The following is a 22,576-nucleotide window of genomic DNA, read 5'->3' on the forward strand; positions in this document are numbered from 1 at the left end:
CGGTGACTGCCCCAACAGCACCACCGCACCCGCCACCACCACAGCCGACAACCGCCGCACCACAACAGGCCACCCACTCCCACGATCCTCCGCCGTCATCATCCAGCTCCAATCACGATTGCAGGTTCGGCACCCAGACCAACCGCCCACTCATGCGACCCGGGCGCGTGCCCACGAAACACCCAGACACCACCGACAGTGTTGATCCGTTTCAATCTCATGGGCAACCCCACGCCCATGTCAACACCATGGCCGGTACCGGCCATCGACCAGCGGTGCACGATATGTCATGTGGGCCGTGTACCGCAGACAGTCGTGACATCGGTCGACTTTGAGGTGAGCGTATGAATGGGCCGACAGGGATAAGTGCGGATATAATTTCCCCGATCACAGGCTGGACACGCGAACATTGGACCGAGTTTGCCGATCGCATTCTGCTGGCGGTCCGTAGTTGCGCCTCGTCTGGTCGTGCTCAAAAGTGGATGCTCGTCACTCCAGTCACACTGTCATTCTGATTCTCGCACCACGACTGACTCCGCAGCACACAGCGTTCGATGTCAACAGCACGGCCGGCGCTGATCGGCAACAGAATTTTCCGGTTAAAGGAAACGTCCGGCCCGCGGTGTCGGGTTCCAGATGCTGTGCTGTTCCGGTTGCTCCGGAACGCCTGGTGACCATGCAGCTACGGGCGGGGTTTCGCGGCCCGACGGTTCGAGCCGATCGCACCGGCACGTCGGGCCGTGCTCGACGTGCCGGACATCTCGCGTGCGGCTGGCGCCCTCAAGCGACGTTCAGTTGGCCCTCGTGAGGTGGTTCTGACGGTAGGTGGTCAGTGTCGAAAGAGGGTTACCGCTGGGCCATGGCTTGTGGAACCAAACGTCTACAGGTAAGTCTATCTATCGACAGATCGGGTCAGAGGAGGTGTTCCGCTGCCGCGGCCGGTATCGCGGTGTTCCCGTGCGTGCCGGAGGGAAACTGCCGCTGACCGAACACGGCTACACCGCCGCTACCACAGACCCCGGCCAGGTCCAGTCGTTCGACTGGACCACCGCACGCGATAGCTCCGACCACGCGCACCCACGCCGGCCCCGGACGTCGGCACGGCGGGCCGTGGGCACCTGGGCCAGTGTTTGTAACGTTTGAAGCCAAAGTGCCAGGCATGGGCTCGGCCCCCACCGTCTTGTTCGCTTATGACCTGGCGGTATGGTGTATCTTTACGTTTTAAGATGTTGATCACGCGTCGTGACAACGCGGCAGTTCGTGGGGGTATCGCCCTCGTAATCCTCCATGCCGCGATCAGGTGCGACGCCAGAAGTGTCGTGACCTGGGGGTACGCCCCCGCGATGTGGTCCGGCGGAGCGCGGAAGGATACGTAGTTGTCCGATGTCGGTCTTCGTGACGTAGCGGCGCGCGCTGGGGTGTCTTCAGGCACCGTTTCGAACTTCCTGAACCGCCCTGACAAGGTGGCGCCCGAGACGTCCGCACGCATTCGGGCCGCCGTGCGTGAGCTCGGGTACGTGGGCAACGGCGCGGCACGACAGTTGCGTGTCGGCGAGAGCACGACAATCGCCCACTTGGCGCTTGAGGTCGGTACGCCCTCCTTCTCCGATTTCGCCAAGGGAATCGAAGAACGGGCAACCGAAGCGGGATATTCGGTCCTCACTGCCAACAGCACCGGATCCGTCGAACGAGAGACGTCCTACCTCGATCTGTTCGAATCTCAACGGGTCCGAGGCATTCTGCTCTCGGCTGTGGGTTCGCACGACCAGCGCATCGTCAAACTCGCGGACCGAGGAATCCCCACCGTCGTCGTCGGCAAACGAGTGGACACCAGCACGTGCTCGTCCGTGTCCATCGACGACGTGGCCGGCGGCCAACTCGCCGTCGAGCACCTGCAGAAGATCGGCCGACGGCGGATCGCGGTCGTCGGCGGCCCGTTCGACATCGAGACGGTCGCGGACCGGCTGGACGGCGCCCGGCGGGCCCTTGCTCACGTGCGGGACGCGAAGCTGGACGTTGCCGAGACTACTGATCGGACCATCACCGTCGGCCGCTGTATCGGCGAGGAGATCCGCCGCCGTCCGAAAGCGGACCGGCCTGATGGGATCTTCGCTGTCAACGACCTCCTCGCTATCGGCATACTGCACGCCTTGTTGGAGGAGCCGAGTATCCGTGTGCCCGAGGACATCGCCATCGTCGGTTACGACGACATCGAGTTCGCCGCGGACGCTGTCATCCCGCTGACATCGGTCCGGCGCCAATCGGAACTTCTCGGGCGAACCGCTCTCGACCTGCTACACCAGGACATGTCGCGTGGAGCGACCACGAAGCATCAGCGGGTCGTCTTTCAACCTGAACTCGTCGTCAGGCGCAGCACTCTCCCGGCGGCGACGGCTTCGTGACCCGGCCGGGTTGGCCGACGCGGGAGCTGCACTGTTGACTCTTTGTGGTCCGGAGCAAAGCCCTCGGAGCCAGTAGAGTCGATCATTGACAGTGCGTTGCACCCGGCTTGGGAGAATACAGCTGTCAACTGGGTGCAGATGAGAGTCTGTCAGAAGTAACCTTCTACGAAGGTGTCGCAGGTCCACAGGGGGTCTGGTTGGGGCTGCGGTCAGGTATTTGTACGAAAAGTAGGTCCATCTTGGGTGGTTCGTCGTGGAACGTTCCAAACAGTCGTGCAATTGTCCGTGGGAGGAAATCGAGGAGTTTCGGTCGCTCATCGAATTTCGACAGTTCGAGCGTCAGTTGAACGAAAAGCTGCAAAGGGAAGAGATTGCCGAGGTTTCTGTCGAGCAAAGGTATGCAGATTCATCGATGTTCAACGAACGTTGGTTCAAATTCGGCGACGGAGATGTGTGGCGGTTGGTCTCCCCTGATCCTCCATTCAAGGGAGTCTTTCTCAAGATCTAAAGTCACCTCTGTGCGTTAGTTGCGACCAACTTACGTGGAGGTGGCTCGGGGTGTGCCCGGTCATGCAGGAATGCCGAGCGCTGCGAGCCGGTGGTTGCGGCCGACGTGGATCACGCTGTCGTGGGCGAAGGACGTGCCGTCAGTTCCCGATCGCCGCGACGCATGGTGGAAGGACCTCGACGCCGGAGCGATGGCGGCTGGTCGGGGTCTGGACGACGCGGGCGCTCGTCGATGCGCGTGTCAGCGGCGGTGAGGTCGTGGTCCGTCGACGCTCCGGTCCCCGTCTACCTCCCGAGCCGAGGCCGCGGACGTCTCATGATCGCGACTTCGATCTGCGCCCAGCCCGGCGAGCTGGGCGCAGATCGATCGACTGTCGCGATCAGTCCTCCGGGTCGTAACCGAGGTTGGGTGCGAGCCACCGTTCGGCCTCGGTCATGGTCCACCCCTTGCGCTGGGCGTAGTCGGCGACCTGGTCCTGGCCGATCCGCCCCAGCACGAAGTAGCGGGACTCGGGGTGGCTGAAGTACAGGCCGGACACCGAAGCCCCCGGCCACATCGCCATCGAGTCGGTGAGCTCGATGCCCGTCGCGGCCTTCACGTCGAGCAGGTCCCAGATGGTGCGCTTCTCGGTGTGCTCCGGGCATGCCGGGTAACCGGGAGCCGGGCGGATCCCCTTGTACTTCTCGGCGATGAGGTCCTCGTTGGTGAGTTCCTCGTCGGCGGCGTACCCCCAGAACTCGTGCCGGACCCGCTGGTGCAGCCGCTCGGCGAACGCCTCCGCGAGGCGGTCGGCCAGCGACTCCAACAAGATCGCCGAGTAGTCGTCGATGGCTTCCTTGAACTCCGTCACCTTCTCCGGAAGGCCGATCCCGGCGGTGACGGCGAACGCGCCGACATGGTCGGCGAGGCCCGTCTCGGCCGGAGCGACGAAATCAGCCAGCGAACGGTTGGGGATACCGTCACGGTGCTGGCCCTGCTGCCGCAGCTGGTGCAGGAGGAGGCGCTTCTCCGCGCGTCCGTCGTCGTTCCACACCACGACGTCCTCGCCGTTCTCGGCGGTGTTGGCCGGGAACAGCCCGTAGATTCCCCTGGCTGTCACCCACTTCTCGGAGATCATCTTGTCGAGCATCACCTGCGCGTCGTCGTACAGCTTGCGCGCGGTTTCTCCGGTGGCCGGGTTGTTCAGGATGTCGGGGAACTTGCCCTTCATCTCCCAGGAGTTGAAGAACGGCTGCCAGTCGATGTACTCGCGGAGCTCGCTGAGGTCGTAGTCGTCGAGCAGGTGCACACCGAGCTGGGACGGCTGCGGGGGCTGGTAGCCGTTCCAGTCGATCGGCGTCGCGTTCTCCTTCGCCTGGGCGAAGGTGAGCTTCGGCCGTTCCTGCCGTTCGGCGTGGCGGGCACGCAGCGAGTCGTAGTCGGTCTTGACCTCGCCCAGCAGGTCGTCGCGCTGTTCGCTCAGCAACGTCGAGGCGACCGGCACCGACCTGGAGGCGTCCTTCACCCACACCACCGGGCCGTCGTACTTCGGATCGACCTTCACCGCCGTGTGCGCCCGGCTCGTGGTCGCCCCGCCGATGAGCAGCGGGATGTCGAGCTCCAGCCGTTGCATCTCGCTGGCGAAACCGACCATCTCGTCGAGGCTCGGAGTGATCAGCCCGGACAGCCCGATGATGTCGGCGTCGACTTCCTTGGCCTTGTCGAGAATGTCCTGGGCAGGCACCATCACGCCGAGGTCGATGACCTCGAAGTTGTTGCACTGCAGCACGACGCCGACGATGTTCTTGCCGATGTCGTGCACGTCGCCCTTGACCGTCGCCATCACGACCGTGCCGTTGGTGTCCTTGCCGTCCGAGGCCTCCGGACTGTCTTCCTTCTCCTGCTCGATGTACGGGATGAGGTAGGCGACCGACTTCTTCATGACGCGGGCGCTCTTGACCACCTGGGGCAGGAACATCTTCCCGGCCCCGAACAGGTCGCCGACGACGTTCATGCCGTCCATCAACGGACCCTCGATGACCTCGATGTGCCGGCCACCGCGCGCGAGGATCTCCTGGCGCAGTTCCTCGGTGTCGTCCTCGACGTAGGTGTCGATGCCCTTCACGAGCGCGTGCGAGATCCGCTCGTCAACCGGGAGATTCCGCCACTCCTGGGTCTCCGGGCCGGCGTCCTCGGCGTCCTTGTTGTACTTGCCGGCGATCTCAAGGAGACGCTCGGTCGAATCGGATCGCCGGTTGAGGATGACGTCCTCGATGCGCTCCCGGAGTTCCTCGTCGACCTCGGAGTACGGGACGAGCGCACCGGCGTTCACGATGCCCATGTCCAGGCCGGCGTGCACAGCGTGGTAGAGGAAGACGGCGTGGATCGCCTCGCGAACCGGGTTGTTCCCGCGGAACGAGAACGACACGTTCGAGATACCGCCGGAGATCTTGGCTCCGGGCAGGTTCTGTTTGATCCAGCGCACGGCTTCGATGAAGTCGACGCCGTAGTTGGCGTGCTCTTCGATACCGGTGGCGACCGCGAACACGTTGGGGTCGAAGACGATGTCGTCGGGCGGGAAGCCGACCTCGTCGACCAGGATGCGGTACGCCCGCTCGCAGACCTCGATGCGGCGCTGGTAGTTGTCGGCCTGGCCGTCCTCGTCGAACGCCATCACCACCACGGCCGCGCCGTACTTCTTGCACAGGTTGGCGTTGCGGCGGAAGGGCTCCTCGCCCTCCTTCATCGAGATGGAGTTGACGATCGGCTTGCCCTGAATGTTCTTCAGGCCGGTCTCCACGACGTCCCACTTGGAAGAGTCGACCATGACCGGCACCCGGCTGATGTCCGGCTCACCGGCGATCAGCCGGGTGAAGCGGTCCATCGCGGCGATGCCGTCGATCATGCCCTCGTCCATGTTGACGTCGATGACCTGCGCACCGTTCTCGACCTGCTGTGCGGCCACGGAGAGCGCGGTGTCGTAGTCGTCGGACTTGATGAGGTTGCGGAACCGCGCCGAGCCGGTGATGTTGGTGCGCTCGCCCACGTTCACGAACAGGCTGCTGTCGTCGATGGTGAACGGCTCGAGGCCGGACAACCGCATCGCCGGTGCGACCGTGGGCACCTCGCGCCGTGGCTTGTCCTGCACGGAGCCGGCGATCTCGCGGATGTGATCCGGGGTCGTCCCGCAGCATCCGCCGACCAGATTGACGAACCCGGCGGACGCGAACTCCTCGACGTACCCCGCGGTTTCGGTGGGGCCCTCGTCGTACTCACCGAACGCGTTCGGAAGGCCGGCGTTGGGATAGCACGACACGAAGGTGTCGGCGATGCGCGAGAGTTCGGCGACGTAGGGGCGCATCTCCTTCGCGCCGAGCGCGCAGTTGAGACCGACCGCCAACGGGTTGATGTGCCGGATCGAGTTCCAGAAAGCCTCGGTGACCTGGCCGGAAAGCGTCCGTCCGGACGCGTCGGTGATGGTTCCGGAGATGATCACCGGCCAGCGACGCTCGTACTCCTCGAACAACGTCTCCAAGGCGAAGATCGCCGCCTTGGCGTTGAGGGTGTCGAAAATCGTCTCGACGATGATGATGTCCGCGCCGCCCTCGACCAGGCCCGTCGCCTGCTGATGGTAGGCCGTGACGAGTTGGTCGAACGTGACGTTGCGGGCGCCGGGGTCGTTCACGTCCGGACTGATGCTGGCCGTTTTGGATGTCGGCCCGAGCGTCCCGGCGACGAACCGAGGCTTGTCCGGGGTACTCAACTCGTCGGCGACGTTTCGTGCCAACGTGGCTGACGCGACGTTCAGCTCGTAGGCCAGCTCCTCCATGCCGTAATCGCCCTGGGAGAGCGTGGTCGAGTTGAAGGTGTTGGTCTCGATGATGTCGGCGCCGGCCTCGAGGTAGGCACGGTGAATGCCGGCGATGAAGTCAGGCTGTGTCAGGCTCAGAAGGTCGTTGTTGCCGGCGACGTCGGAGGGCCAATCGGCAAACCGTTCGCCACGGTATCCGGCTTCGTCGGGACGGTCCAGCTGGATCGCTGTGCCCATGGCCCCATCCAGCACCATGATTCTTTCCTGCAGAATCGCGGAAAGGGTTTCAGTGGCATCGGGTCGAATCTGTGGGGTCACGACGCAAGCTCCTCTCACGGCCGCTTGTGGCAGCCGGGTTGGTACATCCGTGGAACGTCCACGTTACGGACAACAGTCCCGAATGGTGACACCAGTTCCAGATGGTGACACCGGCGCGGCAAAGCCAGTGGTGAACGACGACGGTGTCGATCTGCCCTCAGGCATCCGGGTGACGTCCACATCGTCGACCCGGCCCGGCGCCGACAGCCCAGGGTCCGGGCGGTCAGCGCGTCCACGTGTTCGTGTGGACCGAATACATCAGCCTCCACACTACCGTCTGGCAGATTTCGTGTGGAGCCCGTCACCCCTGACCGCCGCGCCTCACGGCGGCTTGGACCCTAAAAGTGCACGTCAGCGAGGATCGATGTGCGTCGGGCCACGGCGACGACTCCGAGGCGACAGTAGCAATACACCCAGACACGTCTCCGCCGCTCGTGATGCCGCTCGTGCCGACGCTGCTCTGATGTCGTGCGCCTCGCCGTCCACCACGGCTGGCCAGGCGACTCGCGCGTGCACATCAAGGACAATGTGGTGCCATGAGTGGACAGTCGGCGGCCCGTTCGCAAGCGGTGCGGGACGTCGTCGAGCTGTTCGGTCCACTGCGTGACGTTGCGGCCGGGGTGTCGGGGCGGCTGCGATGCCTGCACGTTCGTCGCCCTCGCTGATGAGCGTAGCGACGCGATCGAGCAGTGAGGCGCAAGCTCGCGCGTGTCCGGCTGCAAGCGCGGCCGGACAGCGCCGGCGAGCCGTTGTCCGTGGCTTCGAGGATGACGTGGATGGTCTGGCCGGGTCGGGTGTCGGCCGGGATCCTCAGCCGTGCGGCGCCTGCTGGGGTGCTGTGGAGGTCCGACGTCGGAGACGTCGGCCTAGGTCCACTCGGCGGTGTGGTAGAAGGCGTCCTCGGGCAGGACCACGTCGCGGGAGCCGTATCCCCAGAAGGTCCTGGATCGACTTGAGCGCGCGAGCGATGGTGATCGCGCCTCTCCACGCTTGCAGGAACACCAGCCCGGGTTCGTCGTGTCGCGCGTCAGGAGGGTGCTTGAGAACATTCGGTCGTGCCTCGATCTCCTGCGCACCCTCCTGACCTGTCACCTGCGACGACACCAAACATCCAGTTGGACTTACAAGACATCGGCCACGCCCGTGTTGGGGCGGGATGCCAAGCGCCATAGGGCCATGTCTCGACTGCCGTGTGTGCGGCTACGGCAGCCCGTGACCTTGGGTGAGTTACCTGACTGTTGCGATAACTCGTTGGTAGCTGGTCATCTGTGGTGTGCCGTCATCTTTCACCTCGAATATGAGATGGATCGTCTGCCCCAGCTGGGCGTCTTCGGGCACGACGAAGTGAGCAACTGGGCTGCGGCCCTGATCCTTCTGAATGACGTCGACCGTGCCGGGATAGGTCCCTGCCTCAGGGTATTGCCACCAGTTCGACGTGACGTCGTCTCCATCGGAGTCGCGCGCGATGCCGACGAGATTGACGCGTTGCCCAGGCCGGACGTCGATGTTCAGCATGCCTTGGGGGACTCGGGCAGTGGGCTCATGGTTGGCGTCGCTGTGGTTGGGCGTCACCGACCACTGCAAGCGCGCGGCGAAGTCCATCTGGATGTCGTTCCACCAGCGTGAGGCGTGGTACCCGTTTGGCCTGGTGCCCGTTTCCGGGTCGACATCGCCGGCTTCATCAGACGGCGGCGTGTAGAGGTAGGGGGTGGTAGCACTTTGAACTTGCCGACCGCCCCAGCCGCCGTACGTGGCGCTTTCGTAACTGCGGAGGCCGTTGTCGATCAGCAGTGCGAAGTTCGGCGAGTCCCCTTCGGAGATGAACGCGCCCGGTTCTTGCAAGTCGGTCCAAAGCCGGGTGTAGCCGCGCGCGATCAGGTTCTCGCGGCTGTTCTCTGGAAGCGAAGTGTCGAAGCCGAAGAAGTCCGTGTAATCGTGGAACGGACCCATGTAGCAATCATCGGGCGGGAAGCAGCGTTCGTAGACCGGATTTCCCTCCCACTCAGGACCGGCATTTATCCCCATGAACTTGCCATCGCCCCACACCCGGTAGAGGTCCCCTAGCGGCCCGACCTCAGATACGTTCTCTTGAGTCCATTCGGCGTCGACGAGGTAGCGATCTTCTGGCAGGATGGAGTTGCGGGTGCCGTAGCCCCAGATACCCGTACTGACCCGCCGGTTCTCGACCTGCGGCCAGTTCGGCGCGATGTAGTCGGCGTACGTGTTGTCTTGCGTGCCCCAGCTCGTGATGATCGCCTTGTTGGACACCTTCTCGTAGATGGCGTCCCACTCAGGAGTGTCCTTGTAGCGCTCCTCGATGTCTTTGAGTCCGCGAGCGATCGTGCTCAGGCCACCCCAGGCCTGCAGGTACACCGGCCCGGGCTTGTCGTCCAGCAGCACGTCCGCGATGAGCTGGGAGCCGGGCGTCGATTCGGAAATGTCGTGGACCACCTCGATGTTGCCGACGCGGTACTTGGAGCGCAGATCCTCGACCGTGGGATAGTCCTTGTCGTGCACGCGCAGGTTGTCCTCTACGAGGGCGTACGCGTCGAGCGCGTCCTCGATGTGCGACTGACCGGCCTTCCACCGGTACGGCGCAATGCCGGCTTCAGGATCACCCGTGTAGTGATGCTGGCCTGAGGCGTAGACGAGCCCCTCGATTCGAATCTCATTGCTGTACAGCAGCATACGAATCAAAGAGTTGAGATCGTCCAGTTCAGGGTCAGTAGTCACGATCGCGCGCGGTTTATAGTTCCGGTGCCCGGACTCGTTGACCGCGCCCTGCGCATTGTCAGATGTCGCGATATTCGGTGCCGCGGGTGCGGCGCTGGTGAAGGCCAGTGGAGCGATCAGAGCCGCTCCGGCGCCGGCAATGGCGAGTTGTAGAAGCCTAGATCGTTTTTGTTTTCGGACTGTCTGGCACCGTGGTCCTTGTACTCCCATGTCGTCCTTGTCCTTTCTTCTCTGGAGGGCCTGGATGGAGCCATGCGGGCGGTCCCGCGAGCTACTCCCTCTGTGGGCGGCAGAACCGCGGCGCAAGGTAGGCGCCGACATCTTCTGCGCGCACTTTCGCGGTCACTACTTGACCTCGATCACCACCTGCCCGTACTCGGAGAGGGTGTGAACGCCGTCGTCGGTAGCAGTGAGGTTCAGCACGATTCGTTCACCTGGCTGCGCATCGGCGGGCACTGTGATGAATGCATTTTGTGCAGTCCCGCGGCCCGCGAGCCGGATGGATATGTCGGATGTGACAGTGCTCGCCTCTTCGTAAAACGACCACTCGCGGGTGACGTTGTCGCGGTCGGGGTCTCGCACTTGAGAGTGCACCTTGACCGTCGCGCCGGGCGTCGCCGTGAGGTTCTCGTCGCTGAGCGTGATGACAGGGGCGTGGTTCGCGTTGCTGAAGGAACTGACTCCCCAATCCGCTCGCGCTGCGAAGTCGTCCTGAGCGTCCGGGACCCATCGGTACAGGGAATACCTTGGCTCGCGGTCGTCAGTGACGGGGTTGAGATCTCCCTGGGGCCTGAACTGTGTGGGGTTCGAAGTGTTAGAGGCGAACCGCCCGCCCCAGCTCCCGAGCGTCGGGTCATCCAGGAAGCGCAGTCCGTTGTTGATCAGTGGGAGGAACGCCGGCGTGTCGCCTTCGGACACCATGTCGTACTGCTCGAACGGCCCGAGGAAGTCCCACATCCGCCACGTCTCGAGGTCGTACACGACACCGGCAAGCCCCGGTTGCCATCCTGGGGCGTCTGACTCGCCGTTGAGGTACTGACCGTCGCCGATGAGATGAAAGTCCTCGAGGAGCGGGCCGTGATCGAACTTGATGTGATTGGTGAAGAACGGGTATTTGTAGTAGCTCTTGATTTCGCTCGGAATAGCTGCGTTCTCCTTGGCCCCGCCCCAGGCGGTGAAGGTGAAACCCCAGTTGTAGACCCTGATCTCGGGCCATGCCTGGCCGATGTAGTCGGCGTAGGCGTTGTCCTGATTGCCGATCGTGGCGATGACGGCTTTGTCGATGACGCGGCTGCGGACGGATTCCCAGTCGGGTGAGTCCGCGTACTCCTCCTCGATCGACTTCAGAGCGCGCGCGATCGTGTTCTGCCCGCCCCAGGCCTGCAGCCAGACGTCGCGCTCATCGTCGTCGAGCAGGACCTCCTTGATGAGGTCCGAGCCGGGTGTGTCGGCACTGAAGTCGTTCTCGAAGGCGACGTTCCCGACCGCGACCTTGGACAGCAGGTCTTCGGCCGACGGGTAGTTCGGATCGTGCTGGCGTAGGTTGCCCAGGATCTCCCCGTACTGGGCGATCTTCTCCTCGATCCACGGATCGGGGTTCCAACGCCAGGTCATCGCGTCGCTCGAGTGCTCCGGCGTGCCGGCCGTCTCCCCTCTGAAGCTGGTGACGATCCCTGCGTCTCGGGCCTCGCTCAGCGTGTGGACGCCATCACCTTTCCAGTGGTGGACAGAAGATGAGTACACGATTCCGGCGACGTCGATCTCGTTGGTGTAGTAGAGGAAGCGCGTGAACGAGTTCATGTCGTCCAGCTCACCGTCGGTGGTGATGATGGTGCGAGGCATGGTCTCCCGGTCGACGATCGGAGGAATTGAGGCGGCCGGGATGGTCGAGCTGGCCGGCGGCGCAGCCGAGCTGGCCGGCGGCGCAGCTGAGAGCATGACGCCAAGTGCCGCTGCCGCCGCGACGGCCAGGCGTCCCGATCGTGGGGAATGGATGCTGTGTTTCACGGCCGTACCTCCAGTGATCGAGCGTCTGGGTGCGGTGTTGGGTCAGCGGACGGTGACGACGACGCGCTGGTAGTGAGTGAGGGCTGGCGTGCCGTCGTCGGTGGCTTCGAGGATCAGGTGGATGGTCTGGCCGGGCTGGGCGTCGTCCGGCACGCGGAAGCGGGTGACGCCGCCGGGGTTCGTCGTCAGGTCGACATCGCCGGGGTAGGTTCCGGCCTCTTGGTACTGCCACCAGTCGACGGTGACGGCGTCGCCGTCGGGGTCGGTGACACGCGGCGTCAGCACGACCGGGTGGCCGGGGCGGCGGGTGCGGTCGAGGCCCTGCGGCACCCGGGCGCGGGGGTTGTGGTTGGCGTCGTCGTAGCCGCTCACGCCCCAGTCGGCACGGGCGGCGAAGTCGTTCTGGATGGCCTCGACCCAGCGGGTCTGTGGAAAACTCCGGTCGTTCTGGCCGGTGAACGGGTTGTAGTCCGAGGTGTCCAGCCAGCCGTAGCCGACTTCGGCGAACCTGCCGCCCCAGCCGCCCCACGTGGGGTTCTCCCGCGCCCGTAGGCCATTGCCGTCGAGCAGGTGCATGAACGCGGGGGAGTCGCCTTCAGAGATGAAGTCGTACTTGTCGTAGCGCTCGTACTGGCCGCCGGGTGCGATCGATTCCGGCGTCCATCGGATGTCGCGGTCCTCGCCGGGCACCGGCTTCTCGTCACCGTAGGTGCGGTACCGCTCGAGCAGGCTCCCGTGGCCCTCAAGGAAGTTCGACACCATGTAGTCGGCCTTCAACGTGTACTGGTACGGCTCCGGCACGGTGCGGTCCCAGTTGTAGGCGAAGCTCCAGAACTGACTCTGGTTGTCGATGATCTTGACGTCGGGCCAGTTCGGCCTGATGTACGCGGCGAGCGTGTCGTCCTGGGTCAGGATGTTGTAGATGACCAACTTGTCGCTGATCTTCTGCTGGATGGCGTGCCACTTCGACGTGCCGGAGTAGTCCAGCTCGATTGACTTCAGCGCGCGCGCCAGCGTGTTCAGGCCACCCCAGGCCTGGACGTAGACCGGCCCGGGTTCGTCGTCGAGGAGCACCGACTTGATGAGGTCGGACCCGGCGGTGTCCTTCGACATGGCTCCGCTCCAGTCGACGTTACCGATCCGGTAGATGCTCCGCAGGTAGTCCGGCGTCGGATAGCCATCGGCATGCTTGATCAGGTTCGGGTAGATCTCCTCGTACCGGTCGATGTATTCGTCGACCCACTCGGTCCCGGTCCAGCGCCACGGCTCGGTGCACGGTCCTCGCCCAGCCCAGCCGCCGCACGCGGTTGGACCAGCGGGCGCGTCCGGGTCGGCGCCACGCCAGTGGAAGATCGAGCTGGAATGGACGATGCCTTCGATATCGAACTCGTTCGCGTAGTACAGGAAGCGGATGAACGAGTCCATGTCGTCCACCTCGCCGTCCTGCGTGATGATCGTCCGAGGCTTCGGACTGGCGGCGTCCGGTGCCGCGGCGATGGTCGGCTCGCCGGGTGTCGACCGGGCGACACCGGTGCCGCCGAGTTCCAATGGGACGACGAGGCTTGCCACTGCGCCGATGAGGACGAGCCGGCGTAGACGGCCGTCCCTGAGGGCGGCCAGGTACCTGCCTGCAGTGCTGTCGCTCAATTTGCCCTCCTCGATAGACGCTGTGTGACCGACGACGGGGTGGTGCGGCGTGTGGCGAGCAAGGGGTTGAATAAAATTTCAAGCCTGCATGAGATGTCGGCTCAAGCTACATGTGCGTTCCCGTCGAGTGTCAAGACTCTGGCCGGCAGGCAAACGACCCTTGACACCGTGGCGCCGACGTGAACAGAATGCTGCAGATTGTTTCAGGCATGAAAATCTATTCAAGGACAGTCGCATGCCGCTAGCGTTCCTGGCGATCGACCAAGGCACGACGAACACGAAAGTGCTGCTCGTGGCGGAGGACCTGCGCGTGCTGGCCCGAGGTTCGAGTGCGGTGCCGCTCGACATGCCCGCTCCGGCGTGGTTCGAGCAGGACGCCGAGGTCATCTGGGCCGGCGTACTGGACGCGGTCGAGCAATGCATGAACGCGGTTCCGAACGTGGTGCTGGCCGGCGTCACGATCTCGGTGCAGCGCGAATCGGTAGTCGCCTGGAGAAGGTCGGACGGGCGCGCCCTGGCGCCGGTGATCGGTTGGCAGGACGGACGCATGGCCGAGTTCTGCGCCGAACTTGCCGCGGAAGGCGCGGACGCGATGATCCGGGCCCGCACCGGGCTGCGGCTCGATCCGATGTTCTCCGCTCCGAAGATGCGCTGGCTCGTCGACTCTCTCCGCAGCGCCGGCGCCGCGAGCGATGATCTCTGCCTCGGCACCGTCGACGCCTTCTTGGTCCACCGACTGACCGGCGGCGATACGTTCGCGACCGAGGCTGGATGTGCCTCGCGCACCCTGCTGCTCGACGTCGACAAGACGGCCTGGAGCCCGGAACTGCTGGACACCTTCGGGATCCCCGCAGAGGTGTTGCCCGAGGTGCGTACCTCCGCCGGCGGTTTCGGCCGAACAGCCGGCGCCGGGTCGATCCCGGCGGATCTGCCAGTGCTTGCAGTGCTCGGCGATTCCCATGCCGCGCTGTACGCCCAGGGATGCCGCACCGAAGGCGCAGCGAAAGCGACCTACGGCACCGGGTCATCGGTGATGGCGCCCGCCGTCCGCCGTCATGGGTTCTCCGGGCTCCTGTCGACGACGCTGGCGTGGCAGATCGACGACCCGGCATTCGCGTTGGAGGGCAACATACTGGCGACCGGTGCCGCGCTCGCCAGCACGGCGCGCCTGCTCGGAGTGGCGGACGGCCCGGCCCTGGCCGCGCTCGCCGCGACCGTGAGCGATGCGGGTGGGCTGATCATGGTGCCGGCGTTCGCCGGGCTGGCCGCGCCGCACTGGGATCGGGATGCTCAGGGACTGCTCGTCGGCTTGGCCGGGGACACTGAACCGGCACAGGTCGCGCGCGCCGCCATCGATGCGGTCGCCCATCAGGTGTGCGACGTCGTCGACGTCATCGACGACGAGAACGCACCTCTGGTCGAGTTGCGCGCCGACGGCGGCGGAAGTCGTAGCGACGTGCTGATGCAGGCACAAGCGGACCTCCTCGGCCGCCCGGTGGCGGTTTCGGCGGCGGCCGAACTGTCGGCGTTGGGCGTGGTCGAACTGGCATTGAACGTGGAGCGGGGTGAGCGCGGGGCGGGTCCTGGCGGGGCCGTCGCCAGGGTGTACGAGCCGCAGATCGATGTCGACCGCCGCGCGGTGGCCCGCGCTCGCTGGCGCGATGCGATACGCCGCTCACGCGGATTGGACACCGGCCGATGAGCGAGGCAGCGAACGGAATGGGACCGGAGATCGTGGGATCCGAAGCACGAGTGACGCAACGCGTGACCTGGTGGCGCCGCCGTGGGTTGATACTCGGTGCGTGCACGGTCGTGCTCGCGGCGCTGATGGTGACGGACACGACTTTCGTGTCCACGGACGAGCGGGACGCGGCTGCCGAGACGGCCGTCGAGTACGCCGAGCAGAACTACCTCTCCGAGGTCGTGCCGACGATCGAGGAGTCGGCGACACCCGTCGACGAGTTGCTGACCGCGATCGTCGCCGATCCGGAGGCGGCCGGCGAGGAGTTCGGTAGCCGTGAGGGGGAGAACAAGCCCTATTCGTACGCGACACGGGCGAGCGGCACCTTCGTCGAGGGTGAGTTCGGGGAGATCGGGCTCGACGTCTCCGGGATTCCCGACGGCCTGTCAGTCGGCGTCGCGGTGCCGCCGCTCGGATCGTCGACGGCAATACGTGACGCGGGCACGGAGGCGACCTTCGGTCAGTTCGAGAACCAGACCGAGTACCAGAACGTCGCCATCGAGTTGAACAAGCAGGTCGTGGCGCACGTGTTCGAACCGATCGACATCGAGTCGCTGGTCGGTCAGGAGGTCGTGGTCACCGGCGCGTTCACGTGGGCGTCGGACACCGGGGGCGAGATCGACCACGTGACGATCGTGCCGGTGTCGATCGAGGTCGCGTCGTGAGCGCCGCGCCGGAGGTGTCCTCGGACGTGGTCGTGCGTGCGCTCGGGGTCACGAAGATCTACGGCGGCACGCACGCGTTGCGGGGCGTGGACTTCGAAGTCCGAGCCGGGCGGGTCGTCGCGTTGCTCGGCGAGAACGGTGCCGGTAAGTCGACGCTGATGAAGATCCTGGCCGGTGTGGAGCAGCCGACAGCGGGGCAGCTCGAGCTGTATGGCCGTCCGGCATCCTTCGACTCGCCGGCCGACGCCCTCAGCCAGGGTGTGGCGATCATCCACCAGGAACTCAACCTCTGCCCCAACCTCTCCGTCGCGGACAACATCTTCCTTGGGCGTGAGCGTGGCAGGGGCGGGGGGTTCGTCGACTACTCGGAACAGAGCGAGTTGGCTCATCGTCTGTTCGAGCGCCTGGAGGAGCCCATCGATCCGGGGCGGCTCGTCGAGGACCTTCGGCTCGGTCAGCAGCAGCTCGTGGAGATCGCGCGGGCGCTCAGCGAGCAGACGCGGGTGTTGATCATGGACGAGCCCACGTCGGCCCTCTCCGGCTCCGAAGTCGAAGTGCTGTTCCGAGTGATACGCGAGCTGACCGCCCAAGGGGTCGCGATCATCTACATCTCACACCACCTCGACGAATGCCTCGAGATCGCCGACGACGCTGTCGTCCTGCGCGACGGCTCGGTGGTGGCGGCCGCGTCCATGGCCGACGTGGATCTGTCGTGGATCGTTCAGCAGATGGTCGGGCGTGACGAGGGTGAGCTCTACGCTCCGCTGGCGTTCGATCCTGGCGTGCCACTGCTCGAGATCCGCGACGTTGTTGTCGCCGACCCCGAGAACGCCGGCCGGCTGGCCGTGCGCGACGTCTCGCTGACAGTGCACGAGAACGAGGTGGTCGGGCTCTACGGCCTGATGGGGGCAGGCCGGACCGAGCTGCTCGAGGCTGTCGCGGGGCGCAACGCCGTCGCGGCCGGCGACATCCGGCTCGACGGGGCGTCACTCGTCGGAAAGCGCATCAGCGAGCGCATCAGGGCCGGTGTCGCGCTGGTGCCGGAGGACCGGCACCGCGACGGCCTGGTGCCGGCGCTGTCAGTCGGCCGCAACCTGTCGCTCGCGGCACTCAGCAGATTCCTCAAGGGCGTGTTCCTGGACCGGCGAACGGAGGCCACGGCCGTGCAGTCGGCGATGTCGGACGTACGGGTCAAGGCCGCCGGAGCGCACGCCGAGATCGGCTCGCTCTCCGGTGGCAATCAGCAGAAGGTCGTCGTCGGAAAGGTGCTGCTGACCTCACCCCGGGTGGTCGTGCTCGATGAGCCCACCAGGGGGATCGACGTGGGCGCCAAGGCCGACATCTTCGCCCTGATGGCAGACCAGGCGAAGGACGGACGCGGCGTGCTGTTCGCGACGTCCGAGGTCGAGGAGGTCCTGCACGCCGCCGACCGGATCATCGTGATGTCGCGCGGCCTGGTGGTTGGAGAGTTCGACCCGAGAACGACGACAAGAGAGGAACTCATGGCTGCCTCCGGTGAGGCGCTGGAAGGCCTGACCACGAACGGAGGCGACCCAGCATGACGACGACAGCCAAGGACCCGGTCGAGACGGGTCAAGGTCGGTCGCCGCAGATCCCGAAGCGCAAACGCGGTGTCGGAGAGTTCCTGATCGATCAGCGGGCGTTCGTCGCGCTCATCGTGCTGGTCATCATCTTCGGCCTGCTGTCGGACAACTTCTTGGATCCCTCCAACCTCGTCACCATGACCCGGCACGTCGCCTACAACGCGATACTCGCCCTGGGCATGCTCTTGGTGATCACCACAGCCGGCATCGACCTGTCTGTCGGCTCCACGGTGGGCCTGTCCGGCGTCGTAGCCGGGACGATGCTCCAAGGCTGGGGAATCTCGTTGTTCGATGTCACGGCGTACCCAGCCGTGTGGGTCGTGGTCATCGTGTCGCTGGCGGTGGGTGCGGCGGTGGGTGCGCTCAACGGATTGCTCGTCACCAGATTCAACGTCGCGCCCTTTATCGCGACACTCGGCATGATGTACGTCGCCAGAGGAGCGGCCCTGCTCATCTCGGACGGCGCCACTTTCCCGCGGCTGCAGGGAGACCCGGAGCTCGGCAACACCGGTTTCTCGTTCCTCGGCACCGGACGACCGCTCGGCATCCCGACCGCGATCTGGATCATGGGGGTGTTCGCGATCGTCATCGGGCTCCTGATGACACGCACCCGGTTCGGCCGCTGGGTGTACGCGACCGGAGGAAACGATCGCGCCGCGGACCTCGCCGGTGTGCCGGTCAACAAGGTCAGAATGCGTGCGTACATGATCTCCGGTCTGTGTGCCGCGATGGCCGGGCTCATCATCGCGTCGGAACTCACCTCCGCGGCGCCACAAACCGGTCAGACCTTCGAACTGAACGCCATCGCGGCCGTCGTGATCGGCGGTGCCTCGCTGGCGGGCGGACGCGGCACCGTCAAGGGCGCGCTCATCGGTGCCTTCGTCATCGGGTTCCTCTCCGACGGGCTGGTCATGGTCGGCGTTTCGAGTTTCTGGCAGATGGTCATCAAGGGCCTCGTGATCGTCTTGGCGGTCATGCTCGACCGGGGCCAGGAGAAGTTGAAAGAAGCCCGTGCGGCTGCGGCCGCGGCGCAAAGCAACCAGCAGGAACCGGCACCGAGCTCTTCCGGCACCCGGTCCACCTGAGATGTCCGAGACCCTTCATCCGAAAGAAGTGAGGCATGATGCGACGTACGCTCCGCAACGGCGCGGGACTGGTAGCGGCCCTGACTGCGATGGTCCTCGTCGGTTGTTCGAACGGAACCAGCACGACAGCGGCGGAGAGTCCGGACACGGACGAGTCGCAGACCGCATCCGGCGAAGCCGGCGGCCTGATCTCCGTCATCACACCGTCCCACGCGAACCCGTTCTTCAAAGCTGAAGCCGACGCTGCCGTGGCCAAAGCCGAAGAGCTCGGATACGAGGCCCAAGCCAACTCCCATGACGACGACCCGAACCGGCAGAGCCAACTGATCGACTCGGCGATCTCCAACGGCGCGAAGGCGATCATCCTCGACAACGCCGGCGCCGACGTCACCATCGGCGCCGTGCAGAAGGCCGAGGACGCCGGCGTCCCGGTCTTCCTCATCGACCGCGAGATCAATCAGACGGGTATCGCCAAATCCCAGATCGTCGCCAACAACTCCCAGGGTGCCGGGCTGGTGGCCGAGGCGTTCGTCGAGGCACTCGAAGGGAAGGGCAAGTACATCGAGCTCGTCGGTCGCGAGACCGACACGAATGCGCAGGTCCGTTCCGACGCCTTCCATGCCGTGCTCGACCAGTATCCCGATCTCGTCCAGGCCGCACGCGAGACGGCGAACTGGGACCAGCAGGAAGCATTCACCAAGGTCGAGACACTGCTGCAGAAAGATCGCGACATCCAAGGCATCATCGCCGGCAACGACACCATGGCCCTCGGCGCCGTGGCCGCGGTCGACGCGGCCGGACTGACCGGCGAGGTCGTCATCGCGGGTTTCGACGGCAGTCCTGACGCCGTGCAGGCCATCAAGCAGGGGAAGATGCTCGCCACCGGTCTACAGCCCGCCGTCCGGATCGCCGAGATGGCCGTCGAGCAGGCCGATCGATACGTCCGGACGGGGGAGACCGGCGCAGAGGAGAAGCAGTCCATCGACTGCGTCCTCATCACGGCCGAGAACGCCGATCGGTACACGAACTTCGCCATGTCGGAGTGACGTCACCGCTGCGGCTGACGGCTCCCAGCAGTCGCCGCCGACGTCTGCCTCGGACTGAATGAATCAGAAGGGCCTGAATGATGATGCAAGAACCGCGGTTCGGTGCCGGCCTCTGGCATTTCGCCAGCTACGTGGATCGATACGCTGTGGACGGCTACGGACCTCCGCGCACGACACTCGACGCGATCGCACTTGCCGGCTCCGTCGGTGAGCTGTCGGTCGTGGACCTCAACTTTCCGTTCACTCCCGGAGTCGGACAGGACGAGGTCAAGGACGCGTTGGCCGAGGCAGGCCTCTCGGCCATCGGAATCACGCCGGAGATCTACCTGAGGCGTTGGTCGCGAGGGGCGTTCACCAACCCGGACCCCGCGGCGCGCGGCGCCGCGCTGGACCTGATGCACGAGGCAGCTGGTGTCGTGCGCGATCTCGGCGCGGACTACGTGAAGATCTGGCCCGGTCAGGACGGTTGGGACTATCCGTTCCAGGTGAATCACCACGAGGTCTGGAAACTCGCTGTGGACGGCATGGTCGAGCTGGCCGGCGCCCATCCCGACCTGAGATTCGCCATCGAGTACAAGCCACGCGAACCGCGGGTCAAGATGCTCTGGGACTCCGCCGCCCGCACCATCCTCGGGATCCAGCAGACCGGGCTGGACAACGTCGGCGTGTTGCTGGACTTCGGGCACTCGCTCTACGGCGGGGAGTCACCGGCCGATGCGGCCCAGTTGCTGATCGACCACGACCTGCTCTACGGGATGGACGTCAACGACAACCTGCGCGGCTGGGACGACGACCTGGTGGTCGGCACGGTCCACATGACGGAGATCTTCGAGTTCTTCCACACCCTTCGTGCCAACGGCTGGGACGGGGTGTGGCAGTTGGACCAGTTCCCGTTCCGGGAGGACAGCGTGGACGCGGCGCGTACCTCGATCCGTTTCCTCAAAGCCATCCACCGCGCACTGGATCTCCTGGACGTGCCGGCGCTGCGGGAGGCACAGGCGCGCCAGGACGCGATGGCCGCACAACGGCTCGTGCAGGACGCGCTGCTCCAGTCGATGGCAGGTGACCGATGACGGGAGTCCAGACGAAGGCCGGCACGGACGAGGCCTTTCCGTTGTTCGGCCGGATCGGCGCCGACGCCGGCCGTGAAGCCGTGCTGGCACATCTGGCCGAGGCCGCCCGAACGGTGCGGCGGCGTGACATCCAGGTGGTGCACGACGCCGGGCAGGGTCACATCGGCGGCGAGTTCTCGGTGATCGATCTCCTGGTCACCCTGTACATGCACGTCATGAACGTCTCGCCGGAGCTGCTCGACGCCCCGGAGCGTGACCGACTGATCCTGTCCAAGGGACACGCGGCGGCCGCCTTGTACACCGTGTTGGCCGCACGAGGCTACATCGGTCGCGACGAGCTGAAGACGTTCGTGCAACCGCTGTCCCGGCTCAACGGTCATCCCGCTCGCACGAAGATCGACGCGGTCGAGGCGTCCACCGGTCCACTCGGACACGGCTTGCCCATCGCGGTGGGGACGGCCGTCGCGGCCAAGCTCGACAGGTCGGAGCGGCGCACCTTCGTGATCCTCGGCGACGGCGAACTACAGGAGGGCTCGAACTGGGAGGCCTTCATGACGGCCGGGAACCAGAGACTCGACCGCTTGGTCGCCGTCGTCGACCGGAACCGTCTCCAGCAGGGCGCCGACGTCGCACAGACGAACGACCTCGAGCCGTTGGCGGACAAGCTCCGGGCCTTCGGATGGGACGTCCATGAGGTCGACGGCCACGATCACGGCGCACTGATCGACACGTTCGCCGGCGTGCCCGCCCTGTCCGGGCGGCCCACGTTCGTGATCGCGCATACCGACAAGGGCTACCCGGTGAGCTACATGCGCGACCAGGTGTCGTGGCACCACAAAGTACCTACCGCCGAACATGTCCGGATCGCACTAGACGAGCTGGGGAACCAGTGACAACAGCACTCGAACGACAGCTGCACGATTGCCGCGAAACGTGGGCGGCCACACTCACGGACCTCGCCAGAAACGATCGCGACATCGTCGCCGTCGTGAACGACTCGGTGGGATCGAGCAAACTCAACGCTTTCCAGACCGAGTTCTCCGACCGCGTGATCAACGTCGGCATCGCCGAGCAGGACATGGTCGGCGTCGGCGCCGGGCTCGCGAACGGTGGGAAGATCCCGTTCGTCTCCGCCGCGGCGTGCTTCCTCACCGCGCGAGCGCTGGAACAGATCAAAGTCGACGCGGCATACTCCGAATCCAACATCAAACTCATCGGCCAGAGTCCCGGCATGGCGTACGGGGAGCTCGGGCCGACGCACCACTCGATCGAAGACCTCGCGTGGCTGAGAGCGATCCCCGGGCTGACGGTGATCGTCCCGGCTGACCGGCGGGAGACGGCCGAAGTCATCCGATGGGCTGCCGAGCACCCCGGGCCGGTGTTCGTGCGCGTGAGCCGGATGCCGGTTCCGGATGTCATGCCCGAGGACTACCGGTTCGTCCCGGGACATGCCGTGACCCTCCGCGACGGCAGGGACGTGACGATTGCCGCCACCGGGACGGTCGTCTCCCGCGCTCTGGAGGCCGCCGAGCTCGCCGGCGCCGAAGGTATCGACGTTCGCGTCCTTGCCGTCCCGACGATCAAGCCCTTCGACAACGACGCCATCGTCCGTGCAGCCCGGGAAACCGCCGGAATCGTCACGCTCGAGGAAGCCAGCGTCGTCGGAGGCCTGGGCGGGGTGGTCGCCGAGACCGTCGTCCGCCGTCATCCGGCACCCGTGCGCATCCTCGGCGTCCCCGATGAATTCGCGCCCACAGGCTCGGCGTCGTGGTTGCTGGACCACTACGGGGTCAACGCCACCGAGGCGCTGCGCGCATGTCGGGAGCTCGTCGCCACCGAGTAGAATCCATTCAGCACTGATAGAAATTCAAGCCCGGTACCCCAACCAGATCGCCAGGGGCCGAGCTGGATGTTGAGGGGGAAGGGTGACCGGAGTCGACGCCATGAACACGCGGCA

14 protein-coding genes and 1 pseudogene are annotated in these 22,576 nt (G+C 65.3%); 9 read left to right on the forward strand and 6 right to left on the reverse strand.

The window, feature by feature from the left end; translation table 11 throughout:
• Window positions 1-1,376 precede the first annotated feature (1,376 nt).
• The gene (locus CLV30_RS18830; RefSeq protein WP_106538785.1) at window positions 1,377-2,402 is read left to right on the forward strand and encodes a LacI family DNA-binding transcriptional regulator; all 1,026 of its coding nucleotides are present in this window, start codon (window positions 1,377-1,379) and stop codon (window positions 2,400-2,402) included.
• Window positions 2,403-3,289: 887 nt separating this feature from the next.
• On the opposite strand, the gene metH is transcribed toward CLV30_RS18830, so the two are convergent.
• The 6 genes and pseudogenes from metH to CLV30_RS18855 all read right to left on the reverse strand — a co-directional run bounded on the left by metH (window position 3,290) and on the right by CLV30_RS18855 (window position 13,405).
• A complete protein-coding gene (gene metH / locus CLV30_RS18835; RefSeq protein ID WP_106538786.1) occupies window positions 3,290-6,955 on the reverse strand; it encodes a methionine synthase in 3,666 nt (1,221 codons plus the stop codon).
• A gap of 287 nt (window positions 6,956-7,242) precedes the next feature.
• Window positions 7,243-7,347 (reverse strand): annotated as a pseudogene (locus CLV30_RS27935) (acylphosphatase); the annotation flags it as partial.
• Window positions 7,348-7,535: 188 nt separating this feature from the next.
• Window positions 7,536-8,006, reverse strand: coding sequence for a hypothetical protein (locus CLV30_RS27940; RefSeq protein WP_420842000.1), 471 nt, complete (start codon window positions 8,004-8,006; stop codon window positions 7,536-7,538).
• Window positions 8,007-8,245: 239 nt separating this feature from the next.
• Entirely contained in the window at window positions 8,246-9,961 is a 1,716-nt protein-coding gene (locus CLV30_RS18845) for a DUF1593 domain-containing protein (protein ID WP_106538788.1), read from the reverse strand.
• Window positions 9,962-10,096: 135 nt separating this feature from the next.
• On the reverse strand, window positions 10,097-11,758 hold the full coding sequence (locus CLV30_RS18850; RefSeq protein ID WP_129711024.1) for a DUF1593 domain-containing protein: 1,662 nt from the start codon (window positions 11,756-11,758) through the stop codon (window positions 10,097-10,099).
• Window positions 11,759-11,800: 42 nt separating this feature from the next.
• A complete protein-coding gene (locus CLV30_RS18855; protein WP_205740877.1) occupies window positions 11,801-13,405 on the reverse strand; it encodes a nucleoside hydrolase-like domain-containing protein in 1,605 nt (534 codons plus the stop codon).
• A gap of 235 nt (window positions 13,406-13,640) precedes the next feature.
• On the opposite strand from CLV30_RS18855, the gene CLV30_RS18860 reads away from it, so the two are divergent.
• The 8 genes from CLV30_RS18860 to CLV30_RS18895 all read left to right on the forward strand — a co-directional run bounded on the left by CLV30_RS18860 (window position 13,641) and on the right by CLV30_RS18895 (window position 22,462).
• On the forward strand, window positions 13,641-15,107 hold the full coding sequence (locus CLV30_RS18860) for an FGGY family carbohydrate kinase (RefSeq protein WP_165358636.1): 1,467 nt from the start codon (window positions 13,641-13,643) through the stop codon (window positions 15,105-15,107).
• Window positions 15,108-15,157: 50 nt separating this feature from the next.
• Window positions 15,158-15,811 (forward strand): DUF2291 family protein, encoded by a 654-nt coding sequence (locus tag CLV30_RS18865; RefSeq protein ID WP_165358637.1) that lies wholly within the window; start codon window positions 15,158-15,160, stop codon window positions 15,809-15,811.
• Window positions 15,808-17,373, forward strand: coding sequence for a sugar ABC transporter ATP-binding protein (locus CLV30_RS18870; protein WP_106538792.1), 1,566 nt, complete (start codon window positions 15,808-15,810; stop codon window positions 17,371-17,373). Before CLV30_RS18865 ends, CLV30_RS18870 begins: the two co-directional genes overlap by 4 nt.
• On the forward strand, window positions 17,370-18,500 hold the full coding sequence (locus CLV30_RS18875) for an ABC transporter permease (protein ID WP_106538793.1): 1,131 nt from the start codon (window positions 17,370-17,372) through the stop codon (window positions 18,498-18,500). The genes CLV30_RS18870 and CLV30_RS18875 overlap by 4 nt, the downstream gene beginning before the upstream one ends.
• Window positions 18,501-18,538: 38 nt before the next feature.
• A complete protein-coding gene (locus tag CLV30_RS18880; protein ID WP_106538875.1) occupies window positions 18,539-19,546 on the forward strand; it encodes a D-ribose ABC transporter substrate-binding protein in 1,008 nt (335 codons plus the stop codon).
• Between the two features lie 80 nt (window positions 19,547-19,626).
• Window positions 19,627-20,619, forward strand: coding sequence for a sugar phosphate isomerase/epimerase family protein (locus CLV30_RS18885; RefSeq protein ID WP_106538876.1), 993 nt, complete (start codon window positions 19,627-19,629; stop codon window positions 20,617-20,619).
• A complete protein-coding gene (locus CLV30_RS18890; RefSeq protein WP_106538794.1) occupies window positions 20,616-21,512 on the forward strand; it encodes a transketolase in 897 nt (298 codons plus the stop codon). Before CLV30_RS18885 ends, CLV30_RS18890 begins: the two co-directional genes overlap by 4 nt.
• Window positions 21,509-22,462, forward strand: a complete 954-nt coding sequence (locus tag CLV30_RS18895) for a transketolase family protein (protein ID WP_106538795.1) — start codon at window positions 21,509-21,511, stop codon at window positions 22,460-22,462. Before CLV30_RS18890 ends, CLV30_RS18895 begins: the two co-directional genes overlap by 4 nt.
• The last annotated feature ends 114 nt before the right edge of the window (window positions 22,463-22,576 follow it).

It is taken from the genome of Haloactinopolyspora alba (assembly GCF_003014555.1).
Lineage (GTDB): Bacteria > Actinomycetota > Actinomycetes > Jiangellales > Jiangellaceae > Haloactinopolyspora > Haloactinopolyspora alba.

Excerpts from the sequence above, each read along its gene's own strand:
- metH (WP_106538786.1), bottom strand. The coding sequence starts at position 6,955 with ATGGTGCTGGATGGGGCCATGGGCACAGCGATCCAGCTGGACCGTCCC.
- CLV30_RS18885 (WP_106538876.1), top strand. The coding sequence starts at position 19,627 with ATGATGCAAGAACCGCGGTTCGGTGCCGGCCTCTGGCATTTCGCCAGC.
- CLV30_RS18845 (WP_106538788.1), bottom strand. The coding sequence starts at position 9,961 with ATGGGAGTACAAGGACCACGGTGCCAGACAGTCCGAAAACAAAAACGA.
- CLV30_RS18860 (WP_165358636.1), top strand. The coding sequence starts at position 13,641 with ATGCCGCTAGCGTTCCTGGCGATCGACCAAGGCACGACGAACACGAAA.
- CLV30_RS18880 (WP_106538875.1), top strand. The coding sequence starts at position 18,539 with ATGCGACGTACGCTCCGCAACGGCGCGGGACTGGTAGCGGCCCTGACT.
- CLV30_RS18890 (WP_106538794.1), top strand. The coding sequence starts at position 20,616 with ATGACGGGAGTCCAGACGAAGGCCGGCACGGACGAGGCCTTTCCGTTG.
- CLV30_RS18875 (WP_106538793.1), top strand. The coding sequence starts at position 17,370 with ATGACGACGACAGCCAAGGACCCGGTCGAGACGGGTCAAGGTCGGTCG.